The organism is Burkholderia sp. LAS2, from assembly GCF_018417615.1.
Classification (GTDB): Bacteria; Pseudomonadota; Gammaproteobacteria; order Burkholderiales; family Burkholderiaceae; genus Burkholderia; species Burkholderia sola.
Genome location: NZ_CP071053.1, coordinates 926,627 through 951,174 on the forward strand (window position 1 = coordinate 926,627; position 24,548 = coordinate 951,174).

At 65.3% G+C, this 24,548-nt stretch carries 20 protein-coding genes and 1 pseudogene; 11 read left to right on the plus strand and 10 right to left on the minus strand.

What is annotated here, in order from left to right:
* The first annotated feature begins 5 nt into the window (after positions 1–5).
* The 6 genes from JYG37_RS24570 to JYG37_RS24595 all read left to right on the plus strand — a co-directional run bounded on the left by JYG37_RS24570 (position 6) and on the right by JYG37_RS24595 (position 6,122).
* Complete coding sequence (locus JYG37_RS24570) at positions 6–1,040, plus strand: NAD(P)-dependent alcohol dehydrogenase (RefSeq protein ID WP_176016742.1); 1,035 nt, start codon at positions 6–8, stop codon at positions 1,038–1,040.
* A 3-nt stretch (positions 1,041–1,043) separates the two neighbouring features.
* Positions 1,044–2,237 carry an ABC transporter ATP-binding protein gene (locus JYG37_RS24575; RefSeq protein WP_124631466.1) on the plus strand — a complete coding sequence of 398 codons (1,194 nt, stop codon included), beginning with the start codon at positions 1,044–1,046 and terminating at the stop codon, positions 2,235–2,237.
* A 29-nt stretch (positions 2,238–2,266) separates the two neighbouring features.
* Positions 2,267–3,202 carry an AraC family transcriptional regulator gene (locus tag JYG37_RS24580; RefSeq protein WP_209939483.1) on the plus strand — a complete coding sequence of 312 codons (936 nt, stop codon included), beginning with the start codon at positions 2,267–2,269 and terminating at the stop codon, positions 3,200–3,202.
* The gene (xylB, locus tag JYG37_RS24585; protein WP_213346612.1) at positions 3,199–4,665 is read left to right on the plus strand and encodes a xylulokinase; all 1,467 of its coding nucleotides are present in this window, start codon (positions 3,199–3,201) and stop codon (positions 4,663–4,665) included. Before JYG37_RS24580 ends, xylB begins: the two co-directional genes overlap by 4 nt.
* Before the next feature lie 82 nt (positions 4,666–4,747).
* Positions 4,748–5,803: a MerR family transcriptional regulator gene (locus tag JYG37_RS24590; RefSeq protein WP_204383979.1), complete on the plus strand. Its 1,056-nt coding sequence runs from the start codon at positions 4,748–4,750 to the stop codon at positions 5,801–5,803.
* A 31-nt stretch (positions 5,804–5,834) separates the two neighbouring features.
* Positions 5,835–6,122 (plus strand): barstar family protein, encoded by a 288-nt coding sequence (locus JYG37_RS24595; RefSeq protein ID WP_050017163.1) that lies wholly within the window; start codon positions 5,835–5,837, stop codon positions 6,120–6,122.
* Positions 6,123–6,168: 46 nt separating this feature from the next.
* Here JYG37_RS24595 and JYG37_RS24600 read toward each other — a convergent pair whose 3' ends face one another.
* Complete coding sequence (locus JYG37_RS24600; RefSeq protein ID WP_143328923.1) at positions 6,169–6,447, minus strand: hypothetical protein; 279 nt, start codon at positions 6,445–6,447, stop codon at positions 6,169–6,171.
* 59 nt (positions 6,448–6,506) lie between these two features.
* Between JYG37_RS24600 and JYG37_RS24605 the strand changes: the two genes are divergently transcribed.
* Positions 6,507–7,463, plus strand: coding sequence for an LAPAL motif-containing putative phage structural protein (locus JYG37_RS24605; protein ID WP_176016747.1), 957 nt, complete (start codon positions 6,507–6,509; stop codon positions 7,461–7,463).
* A 42-nt stretch (positions 7,464–7,505) separates the two neighbouring features.
* A pseudogene (locus JYG37_RS34870) lies at positions 7,506–7,607 on the plus strand (GNAT family N-acetyltransferase); the annotation flags it as partial.
* Positions 7,608–7,675: 68 nt separating this feature from the next.
* Here JYG37_RS34870 and JYG37_RS24610 read toward each other — a convergent pair.
* From JYG37_RS24610 to JYG37_RS24620, 3 genes are all read right to left on the minus strand, one after another.
* Positions 7,676–8,506 carry a peptidylprolyl isomerase gene (locus tag JYG37_RS24610; protein WP_213346613.1) on the minus strand — a complete coding sequence of 277 codons (831 nt, stop codon included), beginning with the start codon at positions 8,504–8,506 and terminating at the stop codon, positions 7,676–7,678.
* Between the two features lie 287 nt (positions 8,507–8,793).
* Positions 8,794–10,728, minus strand: a complete 1,935-nt coding sequence (locus tag JYG37_RS24615; protein ID WP_213346614.1) for an NHL repeat-containing protein — start codon at positions 10,726–10,728, stop codon at positions 8,794–8,796.
* A 453-nt stretch (positions 10,729–11,181) separates the two neighbouring features.
* Positions 11,182–12,480, minus strand: a complete 1,299-nt coding sequence (locus JYG37_RS24620; RefSeq protein WP_050017156.1) for a dicarboxylate/amino acid:cation symporter — start codon at positions 12,478–12,480, stop codon at positions 11,182–11,184.
* A 480-nt stretch (positions 12,481–12,960) separates the two neighbouring features.
* On the opposite strand from JYG37_RS24620, the gene JYG37_RS24625 reads away from it, so the two are divergent.
* Together JYG37_RS24625 and JYG37_RS24630 are read left to right on the plus strand one after the other, a co-directional pair.
* The gene (locus JYG37_RS24625) at positions 12,961–14,115 is read left to right on the plus strand and encodes a glycosyltransferase (protein WP_060733715.1); all 1,155 of its coding nucleotides are present in this window, start codon (positions 12,961–12,963) and stop codon (positions 14,113–14,115) included.
* A gap of 103 nt (positions 14,116–14,218) precedes the next feature.
* Positions 14,219–14,953, plus strand: coding sequence for a polysaccharide deacetylase family protein (locus tag JYG37_RS24630; RefSeq protein ID WP_050017165.1), 735 nt, complete (start codon positions 14,219–14,221; stop codon positions 14,951–14,953).
* A 187-nt stretch (positions 14,954–15,140) separates the two neighbouring features.
* On the opposite strand, the gene JYG37_RS24635 is transcribed toward JYG37_RS24630, so the two are convergent.
* Positions 15,141–17,222 carry a hypothetical protein gene (locus tag JYG37_RS24635; protein ID WP_124654588.1) on the minus strand — a complete coding sequence of 694 codons (2,082 nt, stop codon included), beginning with the start codon at positions 17,220–17,222 and terminating at the stop codon, positions 15,141–15,143.
* A gap of 246 nt (positions 17,223–17,468) precedes the next feature.
* Between JYG37_RS24635 and JYG37_RS24640 the strand changes: the two genes are divergently transcribed.
* On the plus strand, positions 17,469–18,587 hold the full coding sequence (locus JYG37_RS24640) for a helix-turn-helix transcriptional regulator (protein ID WP_050017167.1): 1,119 nt from the start codon (positions 17,469–17,471) through the stop codon (positions 18,585–18,587).
* A gap of 61 nt (positions 18,588–18,648) precedes the next feature.
* Here JYG37_RS24640 and JYG37_RS24645 read toward each other — a convergent pair whose 3' ends face one another.
* The 5 genes from JYG37_RS24645 to JYG37_RS24665 all read right to left on the minus strand — a co-directional run bounded on the left by JYG37_RS24645 (position 18,649) and on the right by JYG37_RS24665 (position 24,534).
* On the minus strand, positions 18,649–19,896 hold the full coding sequence (locus tag JYG37_RS24645; RefSeq protein WP_213346615.1) for a DUF3443 domain-containing protein: 1,248 nt from the start codon (positions 19,894–19,896) through the stop codon (positions 18,649–18,651).
* 5 nt (positions 19,897–19,901) lie between these two features.
* Positions 19,902–20,342: a DUF2844 domain-containing protein gene (locus JYG37_RS24650; RefSeq protein WP_213346652.1), complete on the minus strand. Its 441-nt coding sequence runs from the start codon at positions 20,340–20,342 to the stop codon at positions 19,902–19,904.
* Between the two features lie 341 nt (positions 20,343–20,683).
* Entirely contained in the window at positions 20,684–21,409 is a 726-nt protein-coding gene (locus JYG37_RS24655; RefSeq protein ID WP_213346616.1) for an OmpW/AlkL family protein, read from the minus strand.
* 210 nt (positions 21,410–21,619) lie between these two features.
* Entirely contained in the window at positions 21,620–23,581 is a 1,962-nt protein-coding gene (locus tag JYG37_RS24660; protein WP_213346617.1) for an acyl-CoA synthetase, read from the minus strand.
* Positions 23,578–24,534, minus strand: a complete 957-nt coding sequence (locus JYG37_RS24665; RefSeq protein WP_213346618.1) for a fumarylacetoacetate hydrolase family protein — start codon at positions 24,532–24,534, stop codon at positions 23,578–23,580. The genes JYG37_RS24660 and JYG37_RS24665 overlap by 4 nt, the downstream gene beginning before the upstream one ends.
* Positions 24,535–24,548: the final 14 nt, after the last annotated feature.

Genomic DNA, 24,548 nt, shown 5'->3' on the forward strand with positions numbered 1-24,548 from the left:
ACACGTTGAAAGCACTCGTCCTCGAACGCACGCGCGAACTCGCGCTGCGCGACATCGACCTGCCGCAAGCGGTCGGCCCCGGCGACGTCCGGATCAAGGTGCATACGGTCGGCGTCTGCGGCAGCGACGTGCATTACTACGTGCACGGCGGGATCGGCCCGTTCCGCGTCGACGCGCCGATGGTGCTCGGCCACGAAGCGTCCGGCACCATCGTCGAGACCGGCGCCGCCGTCACGCACCTGCGCGTCGGCGACCGCGTGTGCATGGAGCCCGGCGTACCGCGCCTCGATTCGCCCGCGACGCTGCGCGGGCTCTACAACCTCGATCCCGACGTGCGCTTCTGGGCGACGCCGCCCATCCACGGCTGCCTGACGCCGTTCGTCGTGCATCCGGCCGCGTTCACGTACCGATTGCCCGACAACGTGTCGTTCGCCGAAGGCGCGATCGTCGAGCCGCTGTCGATCGGCCTGCAGGCCGCGAAGAAGGCGGCGATGAAGCCGGGCGATCTCGCGGCCGTGATCGGCGCGGGCACGATCGGCGCGATGACGGCGCTCGCCGCGCTCGCCGGCGGCGCCGCGCGCGTGATCCTCGCCGACGTCGTGCCGGACAAGCTCGCGCTGTTCGCCGACAACCCGGCCGTCACGACCGTCGACGTGCGTACGCGGCCGCTGGCCGACGCGGTGGCCGAGGCATCCGGCGGCTGGGGCGCGGACGTCGTGTTCGAGGCGAGCGGCAGCACGAACGCGTACGCGGGCCTCGTCGGCCTGATGTGCCCGGGCGGCTGCGCGGTGCTGATCGGGATGCCGGTCGCGCCGGTGCCGCTCGACGTGGTCGCGCTGCAGGCGAAGGAAGGCCGCATCGAATCGGTGTTCCGCTACGCGAACATCTTTCCGCGCGCGCTCGCGCTGATCGCGTCCGGCGCGATCGACGTGAAGCCGTTCATCTCGCGCACGTTCCCGTTTTCCGAAGGCGTGCGCGCGTTCGAGGAAGCGGCGAGCGGCCACCCGCGCGACGTCAAGATTCAGATCGAAATGGATTGAGCCATGGCCCAGATCACCTGCAAAGGTTTGTCGAAGCACTACGACGGCGGCCCCGCCGTGCTGCATCCGCTCGACCTCGAGATCGCCGACGGCGAATTCATCGTGCTGCTCGGCCCGTCCGGCTGCGGCAAGTCGACGATGCTGCGGATGATCGCGGGCCTCGAGGCGATCACCGGCGGCGAGCTCGTGATCGGCGACGCGGTCGTCAACGACCTGCCGTCGCGCGAGCGCAATGTCGCGATGGTGTTCCAGAACTATGCGCTGTACCCGCACATGACGGTGTACGACAACATCGCGTTCGGCCTGCGGCGGCTGAAGGTGCCGGCCGACGAGATCGACCGCCGCGTGCGCGACGTCGCGCGCACCCTGAGCCTCGACGCGCTGCTCGACCGCCGCCCGCGCGCGATGTCGGGCGGCCAGCAGCAGCGCGCGGCGATCGCGCGCGCGATGATCAAGACGCCGGCCGTGTTCCTGTTCGACGAGCCGCTGTCCAACCTCGACGCGAAGCTGCGCACGCAGTTGCGCGGCGACATCAAGCGGCTGCATCGGCAACTGAAGACGACCACGCTGTACGTCACGCACGATCAGCTCGAAGCGATGACGCTCGCCGATCGCGTCGTGCTGATGCGCGGCGGCCACATCGAGCAGATCGGCACGCCGGCCGAACTGTACGGCCAGCCGCACACGGTGTTCGCGGCCGGGTTCGTCGGCACGCCTGCGATGAACTTCGCGGACGGCACGATCGAGCGGGTCGGCGCGAACGTGTGGGTCGACTGCAACGGCGCGCGCTGGCCGCTCGCGTCGTCGCGCTTCGCGCGGCTGCAGCACGGCCAGCAGGTCAAGGCCGCGATCCGACCGAATCACCTGCGGCTCGTCGCGGAAGGCGATCCGCCCCCGGGCACGCTCGCGCTGACCGGCACGGTCGAGCTCGTCGAGTTGCTCGGCGCCGAGGCGCTCGTCACGCTGGACTGGCGCGGCCAGCCGTGCGCGGCCCTCGTGCCGGCCCCGATGGCCCCGGCGCCGGGCGCCGTGGTAGCGTTTCGCTTCGACGAAGAAGCGCTGCATCTGTTCGACGCCGGCACCGAGCGCAACGTCACGCTGCCGGACCCGAACCCGATCGCGCACGCGGTGCCGCCGGCGGCCGCGACGCGCGCCACGCCGCCTGCCGCGACGAGCTGGTCGATGTCCCGTCCGTAGCGCGCCGGCACGCCCCGACGGAGCACACGATGAACCCGGATCTCGAGATCGTTCCCACCCACCGCGACGAATCGTTCCGCGCGTGGGTCCACGACTATCCGCATTCGGTCGCGAAGTGGCACTTCCATCCCGAGTACGAGATTCACCTGATCCAGGCGTCGCGCGGCAAGGTGTTCGTCGGCGACCACATCGGCGACTTCGCGCCCGGCAACCTGATCGTCACCGGGCCGAACCTGCCGCACAACTGGGTCAGCGAGCTCGCCGACGGCGAACGCGTACCGTCGCGCGACGTCGTGCTGCAGTTCTCGCGCGATGCGATCGAAAAGATGGTCGGCGCGTTCAGCGAGCTGCAGCCGGTGATCGACCTGATCGACGACGCGGCGCGCGGCGTGCAGTTTCCCGACCGCGTGGGCGGCGAGGTCGCGCCGCTGATGCTCGAACTCGCTGACGCGCACGGCTGCCGGCGCGTCGAGATCCTGATGTCGCTGTTCGACCGGCTGTCGTCGTGCCGCGAGCGGCGCGTGCTCGCGGGGCCCGGCTACCGCAGCGACGCGCAGCACTACATGTCGTCGACGATCAACCAGGTGCTGTCGTACCTGCAGCAGAACCTGCCCGGCATGCTGCGCGAAACCGACGTCGCCGCGTTCGCCGGCATGAGCGTCAGCACCTTCACGCGGTTTTTCCGGCGTCACACCGGCTCGTCGTTCGTGCGCTACCTGAACCGGTTGCGCATCAACGAGGCGTGCGAGCTGCTGATGTTTTCCGACCTGACGGTGACCGACATCTGCTACCGGGTTGGCTTCAACAACCTGTCGAACTTCAACCGTCAGTTTCTCGCGATGAAGCAGGTGCCGCCGTCGAAGTTCCGCGCGCTGCACCGGCTCAACGAACCGCACGGCCGCGACGACGCGCCGCCCCCGCGACGCGTGCCGCCGCGCGCCCCAGACAGGATGCTTCATACGTGACATATCTCGGCATCGATCTCGGCACGTCCGAGGTCAAGGTTCTGCTCACCGATTCCCGATCGGTCCCCCTCGCGACCGGCTCGGCCAGCCTGTCGATCAGCCGGCCGCGTCCGCACTGGTCCGAACAAAGCCCGCAGGCGTGGTGGCACGCGATGCTCGACGCGATTGCGTCGGTGCGCGCCGCGCATCCGGCCGGCTTCGCCGCGCTGCGCGGCATCGCGCTGTCCGGGCAGATGCACGGCGCGACGCTGATCGACCGCGCGGACCAGGTGCTGCGCCCCGCGATCCTGTGGAACGACACGCGCGCCGGTACCGAATGCGTGGAACTCGAGGCGCTGGTGCCGGAATCGCGCGCGATCACCGGCAACATGGCGATGCCCGGCTTCACCGCACCGAAGCTGCTGTGGCTCGCGAAATACGAGCCGGCCGTGTTTCGTGCGGTGCACAAGGTGCTGCTGCCGAAGGACTACCTGATCTGGCGCCTGTCTGGCGAATTCGTGTCCGATATGTCCGACGCGTCGGGCACGCTGTGGCTCGACTGCGCGCGCCGCGACTGGTCCGACCGGATGCTTGCCGCGACCGAGCTGTCGCGCGCGCAGATGCCGCGCCTCGTCGAAGGCAACGCGGCCGCCGCGCAGTTGCGCGACGCGCTGCGGCGCGAATGGGGGATCGCCGGGCCCGTGACGATCGCCGGCGGCGCCGGCGACAACGCGGCGTCCGCGATCGGCATGGGCGTCACGGGCGCCGGCAGCGGCTTCCTGTCGCTCGGCACGTCGGGCGTGCTGTTCGCGGGCAACGACCGCTTCGCGCCGAACCCGGACGCGGCCGTGCACGCGTTCTGCCACTGCGTGGAAGGGCGCTGGCACCAGATGAGCGTGATCCTGTCGGCGGCCGCGAGCCTCGACTGGCTCGCGCGCGCGCACGGCACGACGCCCGGCGTGCTGGCCGCCCGCGCCGAGCACGCCGATCCAGCTCGCGCGCCGCTGTTCCTGCCGTATCTCGGCGGCGAGCGTACGCCGCACAACGACGCGCATGCGCGCGGCGTGTTCTTCGGGCTGTCGAACGAACACGATGCGGACGATCTCGCGTATGCGGTCATGGAAGGCGTCGCGTTCGCGATGGCCGACGGCTACGGCGCGCTACGCGCGGCCGGCACGACGCTCGATGCGGTGTCGTTCATCGGCGGCGGCTCGAAAAGCGCGTTCTGGGCGCGGTTGTGCGCGAATGCGACCGGGCTCGCGATGCAGCGCCATGCGGATGGCGCGGTCGGCGCGGCACTCGGCGCCGCGCGGCTCGCACGGCTGGCTGCGACGCACGACAGCCTGGAAGAAGTCTGTGTCGCGCCGCCCGTCACGGAGACGGTGGCGCCCGATCCCGCGTCGGCCGATCTGCTGGCGGGCCGGCTCGCGCGCTATCGACGGTTGTATCGCGCGCTGCGCGACGAGTTCGCGGCCGGCGACTGAGCGTTGGAGCGATCGCGCTTGACCCGACCCTTGGGACTGCCTTTATGCTGACCGCAACGAATCGACAGCAAAGAGGTGACGGATGGGTACGGACACACTCCGCTTGAACGCCTCGGCCGCCGCCGCGCGGCTCGGCATCTCGATCAAGGCGCTACGGCTGTACGAGCGGCACGGCCTCGTCATGCCCGAACGGACGCCGGCCGGATACCGCGCGTACGGCCCGGACGATCTCGCCCGCGCCGCCGACATCGCGGCGCTGCGCAAGCTCGGCCTCGGTCTCGCGCAGATAGCGAACGTGCTCGGCGGCGACGCGCGCAGTCTCGATGCCGCGCTGGCTGCTCACGAAGCGGCGCTCGATCGCGGGATTCAGGATCTCGTTGGCAAGCTCGACAGCGTGCGCGCGATGCGTGCCGGCCTGGCACGGGGACGGATGCCGACAGACGGCGAACTCACCCGGCTGGTCGACCCTGGCAGCGCGGGCGTCGCGTTCGACCTGCCGTGGCCGTGGGGCGGCGAACGGTTCGAGTGTCGCGATATCCGGCCGTTGAACTACATCATCGGTTCGCTCGGGAGCGGCAAGACGCGGCTCGCGCTTCGGCTGGCCGATGCGTTGCCGGGCGCCGTGTTCGTCGGCCTCGATCGGCTGGACGACGACTGTGCCGCGGCATTCGATGCATTGCGTGCCGATCCGGAACTGAAGTCGCGCGTCGACCGCACCGCGGCGTTGCTCGCCGGCAACGGCGCGACGCCGTCGGCGGCGCTGACCGCGCTGCTCGTCAGCGTCGAAGCGGCAGGTCCGCGCGTACTGATTGTCGACATGATCGAACAGGATCTCGATCAGGCCACGCAACACGCGTTGATCGCGCATCTGCGCGCATGCGCGGCCGCCGGCATGCGGCCGCTGTTCGTGCTGACGCGCTCGGCGGCGATCCTCGATCTCGCGGCGGTCGGCCCCGACGAAACCATCCTGTTGTGCCCGGCCAATCACAGCCCGCCTGCGCGCGTGGCGCCTTACCCCGGCGCGCCGGGGTACGAGGCCGTCGCGACGTGCCTGGCGGCGCCGGCGGTCCGGGAGCGGATTGCGCGGCCGCCGGAAGCGCGCGCTATGATGCTCGGTACGGCGCGCGAAATGAATTGAATGTTTCGCGACCGGTCCGTCGGAGAACATGATGGCACGCGACACGCGGGTGGAAATCGAGCTCGACGATATCGAATCGACTGAACAGTTGCACGTGCGGCTGATGAAGCAGTTGAGTTTCCCGGATTGGTATGGAAGAAACTGGGATGCGTTCCGGGACGCCATTACCGCGCTGGTCGATATGCCGCTCATTCTTCGGCTGAAAGGCTGGTCGGAATTCGAACGCCGCTTTCCGCGCGACGCGAGGCTGATGCGCAACTGCCTGCAGGACATGGCTCGGCAATATCCGGCCTTCGCATCCCGTGTCGAGTACGATTGATCGAACTCGCCGGGAGCCGCACGATCGCGCGACCCTTCTTTCGGGGCTAGCCTTTTTCCCGCACGGCGAGGAATTGCTCACCGTTCAATTGGCGTTGCATTGCCTCGATCTGCGTGCACCGCGCTTCCAACTGATTCATGGTCGCAGCAACCGGAAATGGATTCGCATCCGGATCCCGCCGCGCCCTCCTCGGCGCCATCGCTGCGTTCACCGCATGCACGGGACCGGACAAGTTCGTTGCTTGCCGGGCGCTATCGGGACCTGTCGAAAAACCGTCTTGTCCAGACGGCCAAATCGCCTGCAAACAGTCATTCGCGTTCAACATGAAGGGCATCCGGAAGCGTTCGTTTCGGGTATCGTCCCCCTCTCCTGCCAGCACTCGACATGACAGCACGCAATGGAAACAGTACCGCCCCGGCCGAAATCGGCCCCTTCGACGCGATGAGCCGATTTCGCGTGACGTACGACGGGCCCACGCTCGATTCGTCCGAGATGGACGTGCGCGAACTCGCGCCCGCGCTGCTGGCGTTCGGCGATTTGCTCGACGCGTCGACGCGCGCACTATGCGGCGATCGGGTTCGGCCGCAGGTCAACGTGCGCGGCAGCTTCAAGACCGGCAGCTTCGGCATCGACTTCACGCTCGCGACGTCGCTGCTCGGCCGCATGCGCGACATGCTGAGCGGCAACGAAGGCACGGCGCTCGCCAATGCGGTCACGATCCTGACCGCGCTCGGCATTGCCGCACCCAAGGCGAGGAAGGGGCTGTTCGCCGTCCTCAAATGGCTGCGCGGACGCGAAATCACGCATGTGCGGATGCAGGACCACACCGCGGTGCTGGACGTCGACGGCGACATACTCGAAATCGACCTGCCCGTGCTCACGCTGCTGCGCGACGTCCGCGTTCGCCGTGCCACCGCGCAAGTGCTGGCACCGCTCGCGCGCGAAGGCATCGAGATTTTCGCGGCCGGCACCGACACCGAGGTGTACGAGACGGTCGCCCGCAACGAGATCGCATGGTTTCGCGCGCCGGAGCCAACCGATGCGCTTCTGCTCGACGAACATCGCAAGATGGCGTTCTCGATCGTGTCGCTCGCGTTCAAGGACGATAACAAGTGGCGACTGTACGACGGCACGTCGACGATTCACGCGACGATCTCGGATGCCGGCTTCCTGTCGCGCGTGAACAACAGCCAGATCAGTTTCAGCAAGGGTGACGTGCTGTTGTGCAATGTCCGTATGCAACAGTGGCAAACTTCGGACGGCGCAAAAACCGAATACGAGGTCACCGATGTCCTCGAACATCGCCCGGCCGGCCTGCAGATTCCGTTGTCGGGCCTGTGATCCACGCCGTGGCCTCGCGCCCGACGCAACCGTTCATCACTCATGAAACCGGCGATCCATCTGCGTGCTGCTTCCCAGGAAGATCTCCCGTTCCTGCTGACGCTCCGTCGACTGACGATGACCGAGCACCTGCAGCGCGTCGGAGACCGACACCAGCGCGAACATGATCTGGCGCGCGTCACGCGCGGCGATTCGACACCGCCGCATTACCGTTACTGCGTGATCTTCGCGTCCTTCAGCAGATTGCCGATCATCTGCGCACTCGCCTTCTCGGCCGCGATCGCCTGCAACTGCTGCTGAAGCGTCGGCTTCGCGGTTTCGAAACCCGGCACCTGCGTCGGCCGCTTCGCATCCAGCTTCACGATCGCGCGCGCGCCATCGACCGGAATCGAATCCTTCGTCACCGCGCCGACCGGCAGTTTCTCGAGCGCCTGCGCGACCGGCAGCGGCAGCCCGGCCGTCTTGCCTTCCGCGGCCGGCGTGTTGAAGCTCACCCACGGCAGCTCGCCGCCGGTATCGCGGCTCGGCGCCAGGCTGTACTGGCGCGCCAGCCCGTCGAACGACTTGCCCGCTTTCAGCTCGCTCAGCACGGTCGCCGCCGCCACCGGATCCTTGACGACGATCACGCGCGGCTTGTACTCGTTCTTACCGAGCGCCGCGACGAGTTCGTCGTAGCGCGCCTTGACCTGCTCGTCGGTGACCGGCTCCGGCTTCACGTTGTCGCGCAGGTACAGCTGCACCTCGGCCGTCACCTTCGCCTGCTGCATCGCCGCCCTGACCTCGGGCTTGTCCGCGTAGTTTGCCTTCTCGGCCGCCTGCCGAACCAGCACGCGCGTGATCAGCTGATTCTTGATCGCCTGACGGATCTGCGGCGAATCGGGCTGCCCGGACGCGCGCAGCAGCGTATCGACGTCGGCCTGCGTGATCGGCGTGCCGTTGACGGTCGCGACGGTCGCCGCCGTCTGCGCGTGGGCAGCGCCGCTCAGTGCGCCGGCCAGCGCGACGATCGTCAACAGGCGATTCGGTGTCGTTTTCATCTTCATCGGTTGGGTCGCTTCGAGCATAAGAAACGCGGCAGGGGTAGCCGCGCCGGTTCATCGTGCACGCCCGCACACCGTCTGCGGGAGTCGCTGCCATTGTGCACGGAACCGCATTTCCACGTCGGGAGGTTCGGGAAGCGGGTCCGACACGGCGCCGCGCGCATGGTGCCCGCGGTTCATTGCGTGCGCGTTGCGCAACAATCCCGCGGAATCGCATCGATTGCGCGCACGATTGCTTTCACGACTTCGCGACTACGGCCGCTGCCCAAGGCGGCCGCACGTTCAAACCGTCACGGCGTCCACCGGTACACGGTGATGCTGTTCCCCTTCACGTTGTTCTTCATCACCACGTATTCGCCGTTCGAGCGGCGGTACGCGCGGATGCTGTACATCGCATCGATCGCGCTGCTGGTATCGACGGTCGCGGGGCTCGCGTTGACCAGCGTCGTGTCGAGATTGCCGGTGTTGAGGTTGAACGCGTCGACGTTCGGCCACAGCGGCCCGCTGCTGCTGAACCAGTAGCCGACGAACAGGTGGTTGCCCGCCGCGTCGATCGATTTCGCGCCGCTGTGCGGCAGCGTGATCACCGGGTCCGGCTTCGTCGTGTTGCCCGCGCGCCAGCCGTGATACACCTCGATGCGCGTGCCGATCGACGTCCAGTCGTTGGTCCCGACCGCGCCCTGCGCGAGCACCATCGTATCGCTGTCCGCGAGATAGACGATGCGCGTGAGCGGCAGGATGCTGGCCGGAATGCGGGTCGCCACGCCCGGCCCCCACGACGGCTTGCCGTTCGCGTCGAAGCCGGTCAGCGGGTAATGCGTGATCGCGCCGGTCTTGTCGAGCCCGGCCCATATGCCGCCCAGGCTGTCGACGCTGAAGCCGCCCGTCACGCGCTGCGTCGTGTTGAACGCGGGGCCCGGAATCGAACCGTCCGGAATCGCGATGTAGCCGTTCGCCGCGTTGAAGTGATAGAAGTAGAAGACCGGCGGGTTCTGGCCGGCCGCGACGAGGATCCGGTTCGCACCGACCGACGTGAGCAGCCCGAAGTGTTCGTCACGCTGCGTGTCGCTCATGTTGATGCGCGGGTCCGACGGATACGTGAACGGATCGACGGTGTTCGCGACGAACTTGCCGCCCGCGCTGCCGCTGTAGATGTGCGTGCCGCCGTAGAAGAGCGCGCCGTCCGTGACCGGGTCCGGCGCGGCGATGCCTTCGAAGTTCAGCGACTGCAGCGTCCAGCGCAGGTTGCCGCTGCTGCCGTACGCATGAATGTCGGTCGCGCCGTTGCGGCCGAGATCCCAGCTGCCGCCCCACGGGTTGTTGAGCACGTAGAGGTTGCCGCCGGTGTCCTTGCCGATCCCGGCGATGCGCGTGAAGCGTTGCGCGCCGACCTGCCCCTTGATGCCCGTCGTCGTGTCGAGATAGCCGCCTCGCACGCCGAACGTGCCGGCCAGCGCCGGCCGGCCCGAGATCGAATAACGCTTGATGTTCTGGTCGGGGCCTTCGTCGCCCACCAGCAACTGCCCGGCCGCCGTATCGACATACAGCGCCGACGGCCGCGAACCGGCCGGCATCCGGATCGTGTTCAGCAGCGCGCCGGCGGGGCCGAAGCCGACGATCGAGCCGGCACGCTTCTGCGCGACCCACACGTTGCCCGCGCCGTCCACCGCGAGCGCGCCCGGCGCCGACACGGCGATGTCCCGCTGCCACACGCCATCGGTCGTGAACACGCGCACGCGATTGCCGTAGAAGTCGCTCGCATAAAGCAGCGAGCCGGCCGTCGCGAGCCCGGTGACGACGTCGATGCGCGGCTGGTTGGTCGCCGCGCTGATCTGGATCACGAGGTCGCGATACTTGGTCGCGCGGTTGTAGCGCCCCACCGCGCCGCTGCCATACGTCTTGCCCGGCTGCAGCGCGACGAACAGCGACGTTGCATTGCCGGTGATCGCGCTGCCCTGGAATTCCGAATGCGCGCCGATCGAGCCGAGGCTCTTGCCGTTCTGGTAGATCGCGACGCCGCCTTCATCCTCGTCCCACATCGATGCGGTGTAGATCACGCCTTCGGGCGCGACCCACATCGCGCGCGCGACGTTGCCGACGTGCGCCGCGAGCGTGCCGTACGTGTTCGCGATCCAGTCGGTGGTGTTGGCTGCGTGCGTAGGAGGCGCAAATGCGGCGATTGCCGCGGCGACAAGCGCGGCCCGGATTCGTTGTCTGGCGACCATGACGGATGCTCTCCTGAACGGGGCAAACATTCACATAAGGGATCGGCCGGCCAGATGGCTTGAAGTCCGCGAGATGTAAATTCTTCCCCGAATCATCCGGCGCGGTCGGTATGACGTACGGCATGCATTCGACAATGCGCAGGGCGAGAATAGCGTTATATAAATCGAAAAAAATTGCGAATCGCCCGCGCTTGCGACGAGCGCGACTATGCGTCAGTGAATGGTCACTTCCGCGGCGGATCGGGAATCGGGAAAATCAGGCACTTGCCTGACGGAATATCGCCGCCAATTTGACGTCGATCAATTGAAACGGCGAATGCCATTTCGGAAGTATCGAAAAAGCTACTGCGCCCAACGCAAATCGCCAGCCTGAATCCGTATCGAATCCAGGCCGACGCATATCATGTGTCGCGGGTCGGGCAACGCGGCGTTGCACCGCCGCGTTGCAGTGCATCATGCCGACGTTTCACGCACCTTCACTTCGGCTACGCGCGCGCCGTCCGATTCGTCGTCGTCGCGCGGCGCGTCGAGCTGCCCCTCCCATTTCGCGACCACGGCCGCCGCGATCGAGTTGCCGACCGCGTTGGTGGCCGAGCGCCCCATGTCGAGGAACATGTCGACGCCCATGATCAGCAGCAACCCGGCTTCGGGCAGGTTGAACTGGTTGAGCGTCGCCGCGATCACGACCAGCGACGCGCGCGGCACGCCGGCCATCCCCTTCGACGTCACCATCAGCATCAGCAGCATCGTGATCTGCGTGCCGAGCGGCAGATGGATGCCGTACACCTGTGCGATGAACAGCACCGCGAACGTGCAGTACATCATCGAGCCGTCGAGGTTGAACGAATAGCCGATCGGCAGCACGAAGCTCGAGATCTTGCGGTTCACGCCGAAACGGTCGAGTGCGTCCAGCAGCTTCGGATATGCGGCCTCGGAGCTGGCCGTCGCGAACGACAGCAGGAACGGCTCGCGAATCAGCCGGAGCAGCGTGAACGCGCGCTTGCCGAGGAACGTCACGCCGGCGAGCGTCAGCACGGCCCACAGCAACGCGAGCGCCAGATAGAAGCTTGCCATGAACTTCGCGAACGTGAGCAGGATGCCGAGCCCTTCGGTCGTGATCGTCGACGCCAGCGCCGCGAACACCGCGACCGGCGCGAACCCCATCACCGCGCCCGTCACCTTCAGCATCACCTGCGCGAGATCGTCGATCACGCCGGTCAGGCGCTTGCCCGCTTCGCCGAGCGCGGACAGCGCGGTGCCGAAGAAGATCGAGAACACGACGATCTGCAGGATTTCGTTGTTCGCCATCGCCTCGGCGATCGACTTCGGCACCAGGTGCACGACGAAATCCTTCAGCGTGAACGCGCCCGTCTTCAGGTTGAGCGCCGCATCGGACGGCGGCAGCGGCAGGCTCAGGTGGCTGCCCGGCTGCAGGATCGTCGCGGTCAGCAGGCCGAGCAGCAGCGACGTGAACGACGCGATGACGAACCAGCCGAACGCCTTGACGCCCACGCGGCCCACCGCGCCGCCATCGCCCATCTGCGCGATGCCGACGGTCAGCGTCGCAAACACCAGCGGCGCGATGATCATCTTGATCAAGCGCAGGAATATGTCGGACAGCAGCGATACGTAGCCGGCGACTTCCTTCGCCATCTTCGGGTCGGGAAACGCGCTATGGCACGCGTAACCCACGGCAATACCAAGCATCATCGCGACAACGATGTACTTGGTAATGTTGTGTTTCTTCTTCATTAGTCGTCCAAATTACAAAGCGTATGTTGCTAACGGCGGGCCAATCATTCGCGTCCGGCTGCGAATCGAAACCTGTGTCGACATGCCGGCGATCTGTCCGCTGCGGGCGGTCTCCGGCGGTCACCCGGGCGGACAGGGGGGGCATTCTAACGCAAATGGCGCACCAGCTTTCAATTCCGAAAGCCGCGCCGGTTGATTTGCGTCCTGATGTCGTCGGGAAAGGAGTCTCGTCGCGCACGACGCGACGCGACGCAGCGATCGCGACACATTCTCACAAAGATGCGCAGACATCGACACTACGACACGTAACCGATCTGTAATATTTGGAAATGATTCGCGTTGACGCCGGCGCTTGACGCCAACACGCAATCTCGAGCCGGAAACGCGGCACCGCGTTCACGTCATTGCTTCCATCAGGTCGAGTCATTCATTTCATCAGCAATCCTTCGAAATGAATGACCGAAAAAAAGCGGCATCGTGATGAACATTCTGTACACCAACTTCCACGGCGATTACGGCGGCGGCCAGGACACCTACGTCCGCGATCTCGCGGTCGCGATGAGCCGCCATCATCGCGTGACCGTGGCGTCGCCGGAAGGCAGCCGCCTGTCGCGACTCCTGCAGGACAGTCCCGACGTGGCGATCTTCGACATGGAATTCAAGCCGCGCTGGAACCGGCTGTGCCGGGAGATTCTGCGGCTGCGCCAGCGGATCGCCGGCGAGCGCTTCGACGTGATCCACGTGAACGGGTCCGCCGATCACCGGCAGGTGATGCTCGCGCTGCTCGGCTGCCGGTATCGGCCCGCGGTCGTGCTGACCAAGCACAATACCTATCGCGCCGACAGTTTCGGCAACCTGCTGCGCGCGCGGCTCGCCACCGACCATACGATCGCGGTCAGCGACTACGTCGCGAGCATGCTCGCGCTGCGCTCGCCGTACGGAAACGTCACCGTGGTCAAGCACGGCGTGCGCCGGCCGGCTGCCGAACGACTGGCGGCCGACGAGATCCGCCGCCGCAAGATCGCGCGGTTCGGGGCATCCGGCGCGGACGCGATCGTGCTGGGCAGCAGCGCCGGCACCGCCCCCGAAAAAGGCTGGATGGACCTGATCGCGGCGCTCGGCCGCCTGCCCGAAGCCGAGCGCGAGCGGTTTCGCGTGCTGCTGGTCGGCGCGGAGCCGTCCCGCGAGCAGCGCGAGCAGCTCGCGCGGCACGGCATGGCGTCGCGCACCGCGTTCACCGGGCGCCTCGACGATGTACGGGCGCCGTTCTCGATCATCGACGTGTCGTTCGTGCTGTCGTACCACGAGAGCCTGTCGTATGCGTGCCGCGAAGCGATGTCGCTCGGCTGCCCCGCGATCGTGACGCGAGTGGGCGGGCTGCCCGAAAACGTCGAACCGGGCGTGGACGGCTGGGTCGTCCCGCCGCGCGAGCCCGCGGCGATCGAAGCGATCCTGCGCGCGATCGTGCAGGCGCCCGGTTGCATCCGGGCGATGGGGCGCAGCGCGCGGCTGAAAGGCCGCCGCGAATTCTCGTTCGATGCGTTCATCGACGCGACCCTCTCCGTCTATCAGAAATCGGTTCGACACAACCCGTCGCGCTGGGTGACCCCGTTGAGAACCACGAAATGGCCATGAATATCTGGAAGAAGTACTGGGACCTGCGCATGCAGGAGTGCGACTTCAAGACCCTGCGGATTTTCCGCAAGGCCGTTTAATCCCGCCTTCCTGCGATCCACCCATGCTTGCGCGCACCTCACGCTATCCGATCCTGATGTATCACCAGATCCGCCCGCTGCCGCCGCCGACCGACCGGCTGCGCGGCCTGAGCGTCGCGCCCGACGCGTTCCGCCGCCAGATGACGCTGTTCAGGCGGCTCGGCTATCGCGGCCTGAGCGTGCGCGAGCTGCAGCCGTACCTGCGCGGGGAGCGGCAGGGCAAGGTCTTCGGCATTTCGTTCGACGACGGCTTTCTCAATGTGCTCACGCATGCAATGCCCGTGCTCGACGCGCTCGGGTTCACCGCGACGTGCTACTTCGTCGCCGGCCGGTTCGGCGGCGCGAACGACTGGGACGCAGGCGCGCCGACTGCGCGTTCGCCGCTGATGACGTGCGCGGACATGCTCGCGTGGCGCGATCACGGTCATGAAATCGGCTCGCATACGCTCGATCACGTCGCGCTGTCGTATGTGCCGTCGCCTGTCTCGGACTTTCAGCTCACCGAATCGAAGCGGAAACTCGAAAGGCTGAGCGGCCAATGCGTCGAATCGTTCTGCTATCCGTACGGTGATCTGGATGCGCGCGTGCGCGATCAGGTCATCGCTGCCGGTTACGGCAATGCGACGACGACCCGGCGCGGATGTGCCGGTGCGAACGACGATCCGTTTCTGTTGCCGCGGATTCCGGTCGCGGGTGGGGTCGGCGCCGTGAGGCTGGGGTTCAAGTGTCTGAAGGCACGGGTGGCGGCGGCCTGGTAGCGCGCATCGTCGCCGGGGCATGCGCCGCAGCGGCTCATCCGCCGACATCCCGATACCCGTCCATGCCGTGTGGGCGCACGGACGGGCTCCGCCATCACGCCAAGGCCGGCGAGCGGAAACGCGCCGACGGGATCGCGAATCGTCCCGCCGGCCGCGCGTTCGCCGCACGCATCGGCCCGGCTGCCCGTTACCGGTCGTACTCGAAAGACTCGGTGAAAGCCGTGTCGCCCGGATCGGACCAGCTCAGGCTCACGAACGAGAAGTCCGTGTTGCCGCCCCAGCCGGCCACCGACGGGAACGCGACGCCCTGATCGCCCGGCACGTTGAGCGTCACCGCCGCACCCGGCTGGACGAGCGGCGCCGATGCAGTACCGTTGACGAACGTCGCCGTTGTCTGCCCGGTCGCGGTTGCGCGAATCTGCACATTGCCGCGCTTGACGAACGGCAGCCCCGCTTTCGACGTCCACGCCAGCGGGAAGGTCGCGCCGCCCGCGAACGTGGCGGCAGAGCCCGGCGTCAGCTTGTCGCGCGTGGACTGCGCGAGGTCGTGCCACGCGTACTGACGCAGCGCATCGGGCGACGGCGACGGCGTGCGCAAGCGCACCGTGTAGTGCCTGGCCGGCGTCGACGTGTTGCCGTTCTGGTAGACGTCGATCGTATAGGCGCTGAACGGCTTGATGTCGGCCAGCTCGGCGGCGCTCAGTTGCGGCTTCGCCCACGCGGTATTGTTGCGCGGTGCGTCGCCGGGCCACGTGAACAAGCCCTGGTTCGCCGGGTCCTGCGCGACGCCGGCCAGGCGGAAGTTGTTGCGGCACTGCGCACTTTTCGCCAGTGCGGCGAGCTGCGCCGGCGTCTGCCCGCTGGCGATCTGCGCGCGGATGTTCAGTGTGTCGCAGGTGCCGCTCGACGGCTGGAGAAACACGCCGTTGCGCAAGCCGGGGCCGTTGACGATCGCGAAGTCCACCGCGACACCGGACGCGTCGACGGCGCCCACCTGCAGGTTGAGCGAATCGACGAACGCGTGGGTCCCCGTCGACGGATTGGCCGGGTTCAACCAGTCCCACTTCTGCGCGTTCGCGTTGACCTTGCTCAATACCGCGCGCTGGTTGCCGATCACGCGCCAGCCGGTATCGCCATTCGCGAGACTGCCCGGCCGCACCGCGAGCTGCACGTGTTGCTGCATGCCGTCGCGAATGCCGTCGCTGCGGGTCCACGCGAGCTTGATCCACATCGTGTCGCTCGCGACGACGCGGATGACTTCCGGCAGGCTGAAGCTGGCGTTGTTCATCGCATCGTCGGCCACGATGCCAGGCGTGCCGCCGGCCGGCGCACCGAACTCCTGGTCGACCGGCATCCCGTTGTTCAGATACGCGGCGGGCACGCCTGCATTCAGCGCGCCGGACGCGACATCGTCGACGAAGATCTGGCCGCACGCCGATACGCTGCCGCCCGTGCGCGCAGCGCCGGTCGACCCGGCGAAACACTGGTTGAGCGCGCGCTGCAATGCCGCCAGATCGCTGGCGCTCGGCAGGTTCGACACCACCGCGCCATTGATCGTCGCGGCAGCAGGCAGGCTGGCCTTGTCGCTCGCCTGCGGCGCGACGCCGGGCGCGAGCTGAAGCTGCACCGGCGTATCGCTGGACGCGCCCGCCACCGAGCTGATCTGGATGCCGCCATCCGGCAGCACGTTGATCTTCACTTGGTCGAGCAACCGGTCGAGCCCCGGCGCACCTGCGGTCAACGGGCCGGAAATCAGGTCGACGCCCGTATTGCCGGTGGCGGCGAGCAGGTCGGCCAACACCGTCGAATACGCCTGCACCGTGCCGGCAACGGCCTGGGCCGTGACCTTGCTTTGCAGCAAACCAGTGTCGGCCAGCAGCTTCGTCGGGTCGCCGCCGACGATCGTGGCCGCGATCGCGTTCGTGATCGGCGTGATGTTGATCGTCTGCGTGCCCGCGGTGGCGCTGAGCGCGATCAGCGTGGCCTGCGAATCGGCGACGTTGCCGTATGCGGACAACGCAAAAGGCGCGGTCAAGCCGGTCACCGCGCAATGAAACGCGCCGGTTGACGCATCGGCCGGGCAGTCGACCGTCTTGCCGGTCGCATCGACCAGCTTCACGGTGGCGGCCTGCATCGCAGCGCCGGCCGCCGCGACGCCGCTGACCGTCTGAGCCGCCGGCTGCCCGGGCGGTGGCGAAGAACTGTCGCTACCACCGCAAGCCGACAGGACGAGCGCTGCAATACCGGATACGACAGGCGTGAGTTTCATTGCGTTTCCCCCGACATCCTTCTGGTTGATGCGTGTCATATGCACCGCTCATGCACGCTGGATGGCAGGGATTCTCGCAAAGCCGATTTTGGCGATCATCATTCACGTGGATGAAAATCGGCAAATAACACCGCATGAAACGCGAACAACCTGTGTTAGCCTGAAAAAAATCCTGAAAATTCGGTATTCGAAGCAATATCGTCAGACAAAAACCACATACGAAGATCGCGAAGCGACGGGGGAAGCATGCAACGGGACCAACTCATCGGGGACCTCTATGAGGCCGCGCTGCAGCCGGACGGTTTTCTCGAAGTTTTTCATCGGGTATCCGAATCGCTCGGCGCAAACGTTTTTCACATGTTCAGTTGGGACGCCGCGCGCAATGCCCCGCAATTCTCGATCTATTCGCCGCGCGCGGAATTCGACGAGATCATCGCCCGCTACGACCAGTATTACGGTGCGCTCGATCCACGCCGCGGCTTCGTCGAGAACGCGCCGCTCGGCGAATTCGTTTGCTGTCAGGATCACCTCACCGACCGCGACGTCGAACGCAGCGAGTTCTTCCAGGACTTTCAGATTCCGTCGGGATTTCGCTACCTGATGGGGATTCGCTTCGCGCGCCCCGGCAGCGACAACATTCTGCTCGGGCTACTGCGAGCGCATGGCCGCGCGCCGTATTCGCCGGAGGAACGCGCGACGCTGACCGGTATGGCCGGGCATCTGCAACGCTCGATCAACCTGTGGCGAGACGCGCGCGTGCTGCATCGCGACGCCACGCTCGGCGCCGAACTGATGGAGGAGCTGGGCCTCTCCGTCTTTGCGCTGGACAGGCACGCGCATGTCGTCTTCGTCAACCGGGCGGCAGAGTCGATGCTGCGCGTCACCACCTGCCTCAAGCTCGAGAACGGCTACCTGAGCGCGACGAGCGCGCCGCAGAACGATGCACTCAAGGCGGCGTTGACACGTGTCGCGAAGACTCGCAAGAGCGAGAGCGTTGCGCTTTCGGGCACGCTGGTGGCCGCGCATGAAGTTTTTCTCAGCATCGCGGCGCTGTCCGGACAGGCGCTCCATGCGACGTTCGGCGATGCGACGCTGCTGGTCACGGTCAGGCGACGCGGCGCGGCGCCGCTCGTCGTCGCACAACAGTTGCGGCAGTCGTTCGGTTTGTCGAGCGCCGAAGCGGCGGTGGCTGAGGCACTGATCAACGGCAAGACGCCTGATGAGTGTGCGGCCAGCGCGGGTGTGTCGCTAGCGACGGTGCGTACTCAATTGCGGGCGATCTATGAAAAGACCCATTCGCGGAATCAGGCCGAAGCGGTCGGACGGATGCTTTGGGTGCTGCCGCAGCATAAGTGCAAGGATTGAGGCGGCGCAGGGGCGAGTGATCGTATTTTGTTCGTGATCAGTGACGGCCCCTCTCAAGGCATCAGTATGCGACGTAAGGCGCAGACCCGCCTTCCGCCGAACGATCCAGGCCAAAATAGATTGTCCGGCCGTAAAAGTATGGCAGGCCGAGATCGAGCCAAGAGGACGATCCGAAGCGACCAGCGACGTCATTGAATGCATATGTCGAACTTTTTGTGAACAACGTATCTGCATTCGCGACGGAGATGGAAACCATGCTCGCCGTGCCATCGAGACCCACCAGAGTCGCGGCATAAGTGGTCGTCGTTGACGGGCAATAGAATTGCGTGTTCCTGGTACACGTGATCTGCGACGAGTCATCGAAGAAATTCGCATTGGATCCCGTATCAAAGAACGCGGTGACCTTTCTGGAAAGAAACGCTCCCGGCACATCACCCGTCGTCGTCGACATCAGCTTCGTGGTGGCACGAAATGCATTGTTGCTTCGAGTGCCGATGCCAAAAATCAACGAGCCCGTCGCGCTTTCCTGACCGTCTGCCGAAATCTGCGGCATTTGTACGATCACGCCATTATTGTCTGCGGCAAACTGACCGACGGGGTTGCCGACCTGTTGCGATAGCGGCACGGTGACTTGTGCGCAGCTCGCGTTTCCGTCCATGCACGCGTAGTAGTTGCTCAACGACGCGACCTTCACACAGGTTGCGCCGCAATCATAGGGCGCCGGACCAATTCCAAGAATGCCGTTCGCACCAAGGTCGGTGGCCGAGTTCACAGCCTTGTTCCCGTTCGTACAGGAACTTGGCACGTTGTCCGTTCCGAGATCGCCGATGATCTGCACCGGCAAGGAACTCGCACGTTCATCGCCAATCGACAGGTCGATCGTTCGAACCGTGCCCCATGTATAACTCGACACGAACATGCCGCATTCGGAAAGCGTCGATCCGTCGCTTGTGGTCGTTTTAGGCAGGCTGTCGATGACGCCTGGAATTGCATCGCGTACGATCCGCAAGCCATACGATGCCGTGTCAACGAGCACGTTGGACACCACCTGGCAGCGTGACGTTCCGGGCGCACAAATCTTGATGTTGACGGTCGGAATGTTGACGACGCGTGCAACGCCTCGCGCGACCGTAACGATTGCGGTATTTCCGGTGTTGCCGTCCGACACACCCGAACTGCTGACACCCGTTTCGCCGGAACCTGAATCGCCGCCGCCGCACGCAACGAGGAAAGCTGTCGAGACGGTCATCAAGCTGAATATGCTTGACCACCGAACGACAGTACGAAAAATGCTCGTGATCATTGTCATTGGGGTTACAGGATATCGTTGCCGGTCAGGCCGGATGGAAGCGCAGGCGGCAACCAGGCTTGTCCGGAAAATGTCCCCATGTGCCCTCCTGTTTTGATCACGACATTGCTCGTCGATACAGATACCGGCGTACGCCAGCCACGAAGCGCATGCGCGGCTTCCACGCCTGCGCTGTAATCGCGAAGATACCCGCCGAACACCGACGCGAGATCGGGAACCGTCGGTCCTTGCCACGCTATGCCGAAGACGATTCCGTCGCCCGATGTGTATTCGCGAATCACGGTTCCCGATCCGAGCGTAGATTCACGGATGATGTAAGCGGCTGGGTTCGCCGTCAGGCCATCGGCCGCTCGATTCGCAGGCCGTATCACGCGCACTTTCGCGGCATGATCGGCGGCGGACAGCGACATCGGTGCGCCACCCAATTCGGCATGCGCGTATGGCATCGCCAGTCCCGCGATGAGCGCAGTGGCGTAAGCACAGCTAATCGACTTCACATTTCCCTCCCGGGTGGTAACACCAGCGCAAGAGGTTCGAAACGCCTCTGCTGCAAGCTGGCTCCATTGGAATCAAGCAACCCTCGACGCCGAGACCGGTCACCACGAGCCCTCACGAAGGCCGGCCGCGGCATCTTGTGACATTAAACTCAATACTGATATTTTAGTCACTCATGTTGATCGAACGTATCCTCGAATATTTCTTAACGTCGATGTCACGTTCGTCATCCGCACGACCGCACACGGGCGCGGGTTGAAACACGCAAGTGCCGTATCCGCGTCAATGCGGCTCAGAAGCGGTATCCGACCGAAAGGAACGTCACGATCGGATTGACCCGGAATTTGCTGGTGCTCGTGACCGTGCCGACGGAGGACCGCGTAGTCAGCGTGGCGCGCGTCGATACCCAGGAGTACGCCACCGACGCGTTGATCGACCAGTGAGAATCGATGTTGTAGGTCAGGCCGCCGTTGACGACGGGCGCAAAGGAATTGCTGAGCGACACGGATGTCGGTCCCTCGAGCGCCGTCCCGACGGTCGGCGAGAAATAGATCTGGCCGGTGGAAACGGGGTTGCTGAGCTTGATGTTGCTGAACCACGTGTAGGTGACGCCGGCGCCCAGATACGGCCTGAACCGTGCATTCGGCTGGCCGAAGTAGTAGTTGAAGATGATCGCCGGGCTCCATGCCCGCGCGGTCCCCAGCTCGCCGAAGCCGCTGAGCGTACCTGCGCCGTTCAAGTGCCATGTCGGCGGAAAACCCATGACCGTCGTCGCCGCGATATGGTCGGTCAGGAAGTACGTCGCGGTCAGTCCGAACGTATCGCCGCTTGCGATCTCCCCGCCGCTGCCGGTCATCACTTGCGACTGGCCGAGCGCATTGACGGTCAGCGGATCCGCCGATCCTTGCGGGGCGAAGTGGGACCAGCCGGCATTGACTACCCACTGGCCGGCCGATTGTGCATGCGCGCCGGAGATGGCCGCGAGCAGTACGACGGTTCCTGCGCTGATTCGTTTCATGAATGTCTCCATATTTTGGTGTTGATGTTCAAGAATCGTGCAACCTGCTTCGTCCCCGAGCACCAGACGTGACTCGCGGGCTGTCCCTACACTGATGAAGCGCGACGCTACAGGCATCGGGTTCTTCTTCGTTAATCCAAACTCCTTCAGTAACTTCGCACTGCAAAGTTATTGGATTACCTCGACCTCAAACACTCCGAGAATCGACAATCAGTGATGTTCGGGTTCGACCGAAGTTGAAAAGGCAAACGGAAAGCGGCCCATCACCGTATTGGTGTTCGCTATCTGCGCGCGATCGCTCAGCGCTACATGCAAGGTGAGCCCGCGCGACGGGTCGTCCACCATGCTCACCCGCGCACCCTCGACGCCGGCATCCTTCAGCGCGGAGATCAGCGCGTCGAACGTTTCCCATCGTTTGAGTTCGGGCTTGAAGATCTTGCCGACCGCCGTCAGCGGCATCGCATCGACGATATGAATCCGCTTCGGAAGCGCAGCACGCTCGCCGATCATGCTGCGTATGAATGTGTCGAGCTCCGTCTCGGTTGCTGTTGCGCCGGCTTTCAACTGCACGTACGCGACTGGCAGCTCGCCTGCATGCATGTCGGGACGTCCGATTGCCGCGGCGATTTGCACTGCCGGGTGGCGGTGCAGCGGTTCTTCGATCGTCGCCGGATCGATGTTGTGACCGCCCCGGATGATGAGTTCCTTGCGGCGACCCGTGAGCCAGAAGTAGCCCTGTGCATCGCGTCGCGCGAGATCCCCGGTGTTGAGCCACTGCCGGCCGTCGCCGAGATCGAGCCACAGGCTCTTGTTCTGATCTTCCTGAAGATAGCCCGCGAACACGTTCGGCCCGCAAATCGTCAGCACACCGACTTCGTTCTCGACGCAATCGCGCACGTAGCGGCCGGCGTCGTCGAGTATCACCGCCTTCATCATCTGGCCGGGGATGCGCAAGCCGATCGAACCGAGACGCCGCTCGCCGCCCGGCGGGTTGACGCTGCTGACGCATGCGCCCTCGGTGAGTCCGTAACCTTCGAGGATCCGGACCCCGGTGCGATCCTGGAACGTGCGGAATACTTCCACGGGCATCGGCGCGGCACCGCAAAGCCCATACTCGAGCGAGTCGATATTCCGGCCGTCGACGGGCACGTCGAGCAATGCCGAATACAAGGTCGGCACCGCGCTGAAGAAATTGATCCGGTGGTGCTCGACGATTTCCCAGAATCGTTTGACGACTCCGTCGCCGCGATAGCCCTGTGGCGTACCCAGCACGACATGTGCACCGCGCGAGAACGGCACCAGGCCCGTTGCCAGCACGGCATTGACATGGAACAGCGGTAGTCCGCAGAAAACGGTCTTCCCGGGGCCCATCCCGGCACCGACGACCTGCCCCACGCTCCAGGCATTGGCCACCTCGTTGCCGTGCCGACGAATCGCGATTTTCGGCAATCCCGTCGTGCCGCCCGTGCAGAAGTAGGACGATATGTCGTCGGCTTCGAAACGCCGGGGAATCAGCAGCGAATCACCGGATTCGCGCGACATCGCATTGTCGAAATCGTGGATCGCGATGTGGCGCGGAACGGCGCCCCGCACGCCCGCGCGCCCGTGCAGCCGTTTGCATTCGCGACGCTGCATCATGCGTGCCGCCATTCGGCGCCACCCCTGCACGCGCTCGGCCAGGTCGATCAGGACGAGGCTTTGCAGCGACGACACCTGGCTCAGGATCGGTTGGATCTTCGACCAGATATCCGTTCCCGGAAAGGGCGCCAGCGTCACCAGCACTTTTGCGTTCGCGGCCTTGAGCAGCGATGCGATTGCCGGCCCCTCCAGCAACGGATTGATCGCGCATACGATCCCGGCCGCTTCGCCGCCCCAGATGACGAAATGCGTCTCCGGCAAGTTCGGCAGCACGTAGGCGACCACCGAGTGCCGATCGATGCCGAGGCGCGAAAACACGTTCGCGGTCCGCGTGATATCCCGCAACAGCTCCGCATAGGTCCAGCGCAATGGCTTGCGATGATCGTCGGCGCGCAGGAAAAATGACAAGGACGGTGCGGTCGGGTCGATCGCCGCACCACGGCCGATCAATTCGTAAGTGCTGGCCGGGAGGTCGGCAGGCGGCCCCTGGTTTTCGATCCGAAGCACGTCCGCTTCGGTTGCGATGGCGTTCATGCGAGCTCGTCCACGATTCGGTTGCGTTGCACACCGAGGTCGATCGCTCCATCCCTGCTCCGGATCCGTGATTCGACCAGATCGCCGGCCTTCAGGTACTGCGGGCGCGCGGCCTGAACCTTCGTGAACATCCGCCACTTCACGTGCTCGGGCAGCAACGCGGCAAGTCGTTGCTTCGCCGGCGACGGAATGCTGAGCGCGCATCCGGACGGCGTGCCCGTTGCAAGCAAGTCACCGGCGTCCAGATCCTGAACCCCCGAAAGCTCGGTGAGCGTTTCGGCCGGACCGTACACGAGGTTCCCGGTCGAATCGCTCTGCCGCACTTCCCCGTTCACGGTCAGTGTGAGTGTCAGCGCGCGCAGCCGCGCGATATCGCTTGCCTCCAGCAGGCACAGATACGGCCCCACCGGCCCGAACGTCCGATAGCTTTTCCCCTTGTAAAACTGCATCTGGGGAATCTGGATATCGCGTGCGGAATAGTCGTTGACGATCACGAGGCCGGCCACGTACTCGTGCAGGTTCTTGTCCGTGATGGCTTGCCGGGACGTGATGTCGCGGCGAAGCACGAGCCCCAGTTCGATCTCGTAGTCCAGGAACTGCACATGTTGCGGCCGGATGACGTCGGAATCGGCGGCGACGATGCAGCTGGTCGCCTTCGTGAAGATCATGTTGAATGACTTCGCATCCGGATTCATGCCGGACTCGATCATGTGCTGGCGATAGTTGGCGCCCTGGCAAACGAACCGTTGATTGCGCGTGACCGGCGACAGCCACTCGACGTCCGACTCGGGAATCGTTTCTCCGCCAAGCGCGGCGAGTTCATCGATCCGATGTGCTCGCACGAATTCGCCGGTCGTCGCGTAGTCGCCCGGTATCGGTGTGATCCGGTGATTCCTCACCACGCCCCATTGGGCGCGCCCCTGATGCCGGTAGTGCAGGACGTGCAATGCCATGAAGATGCCTCGAA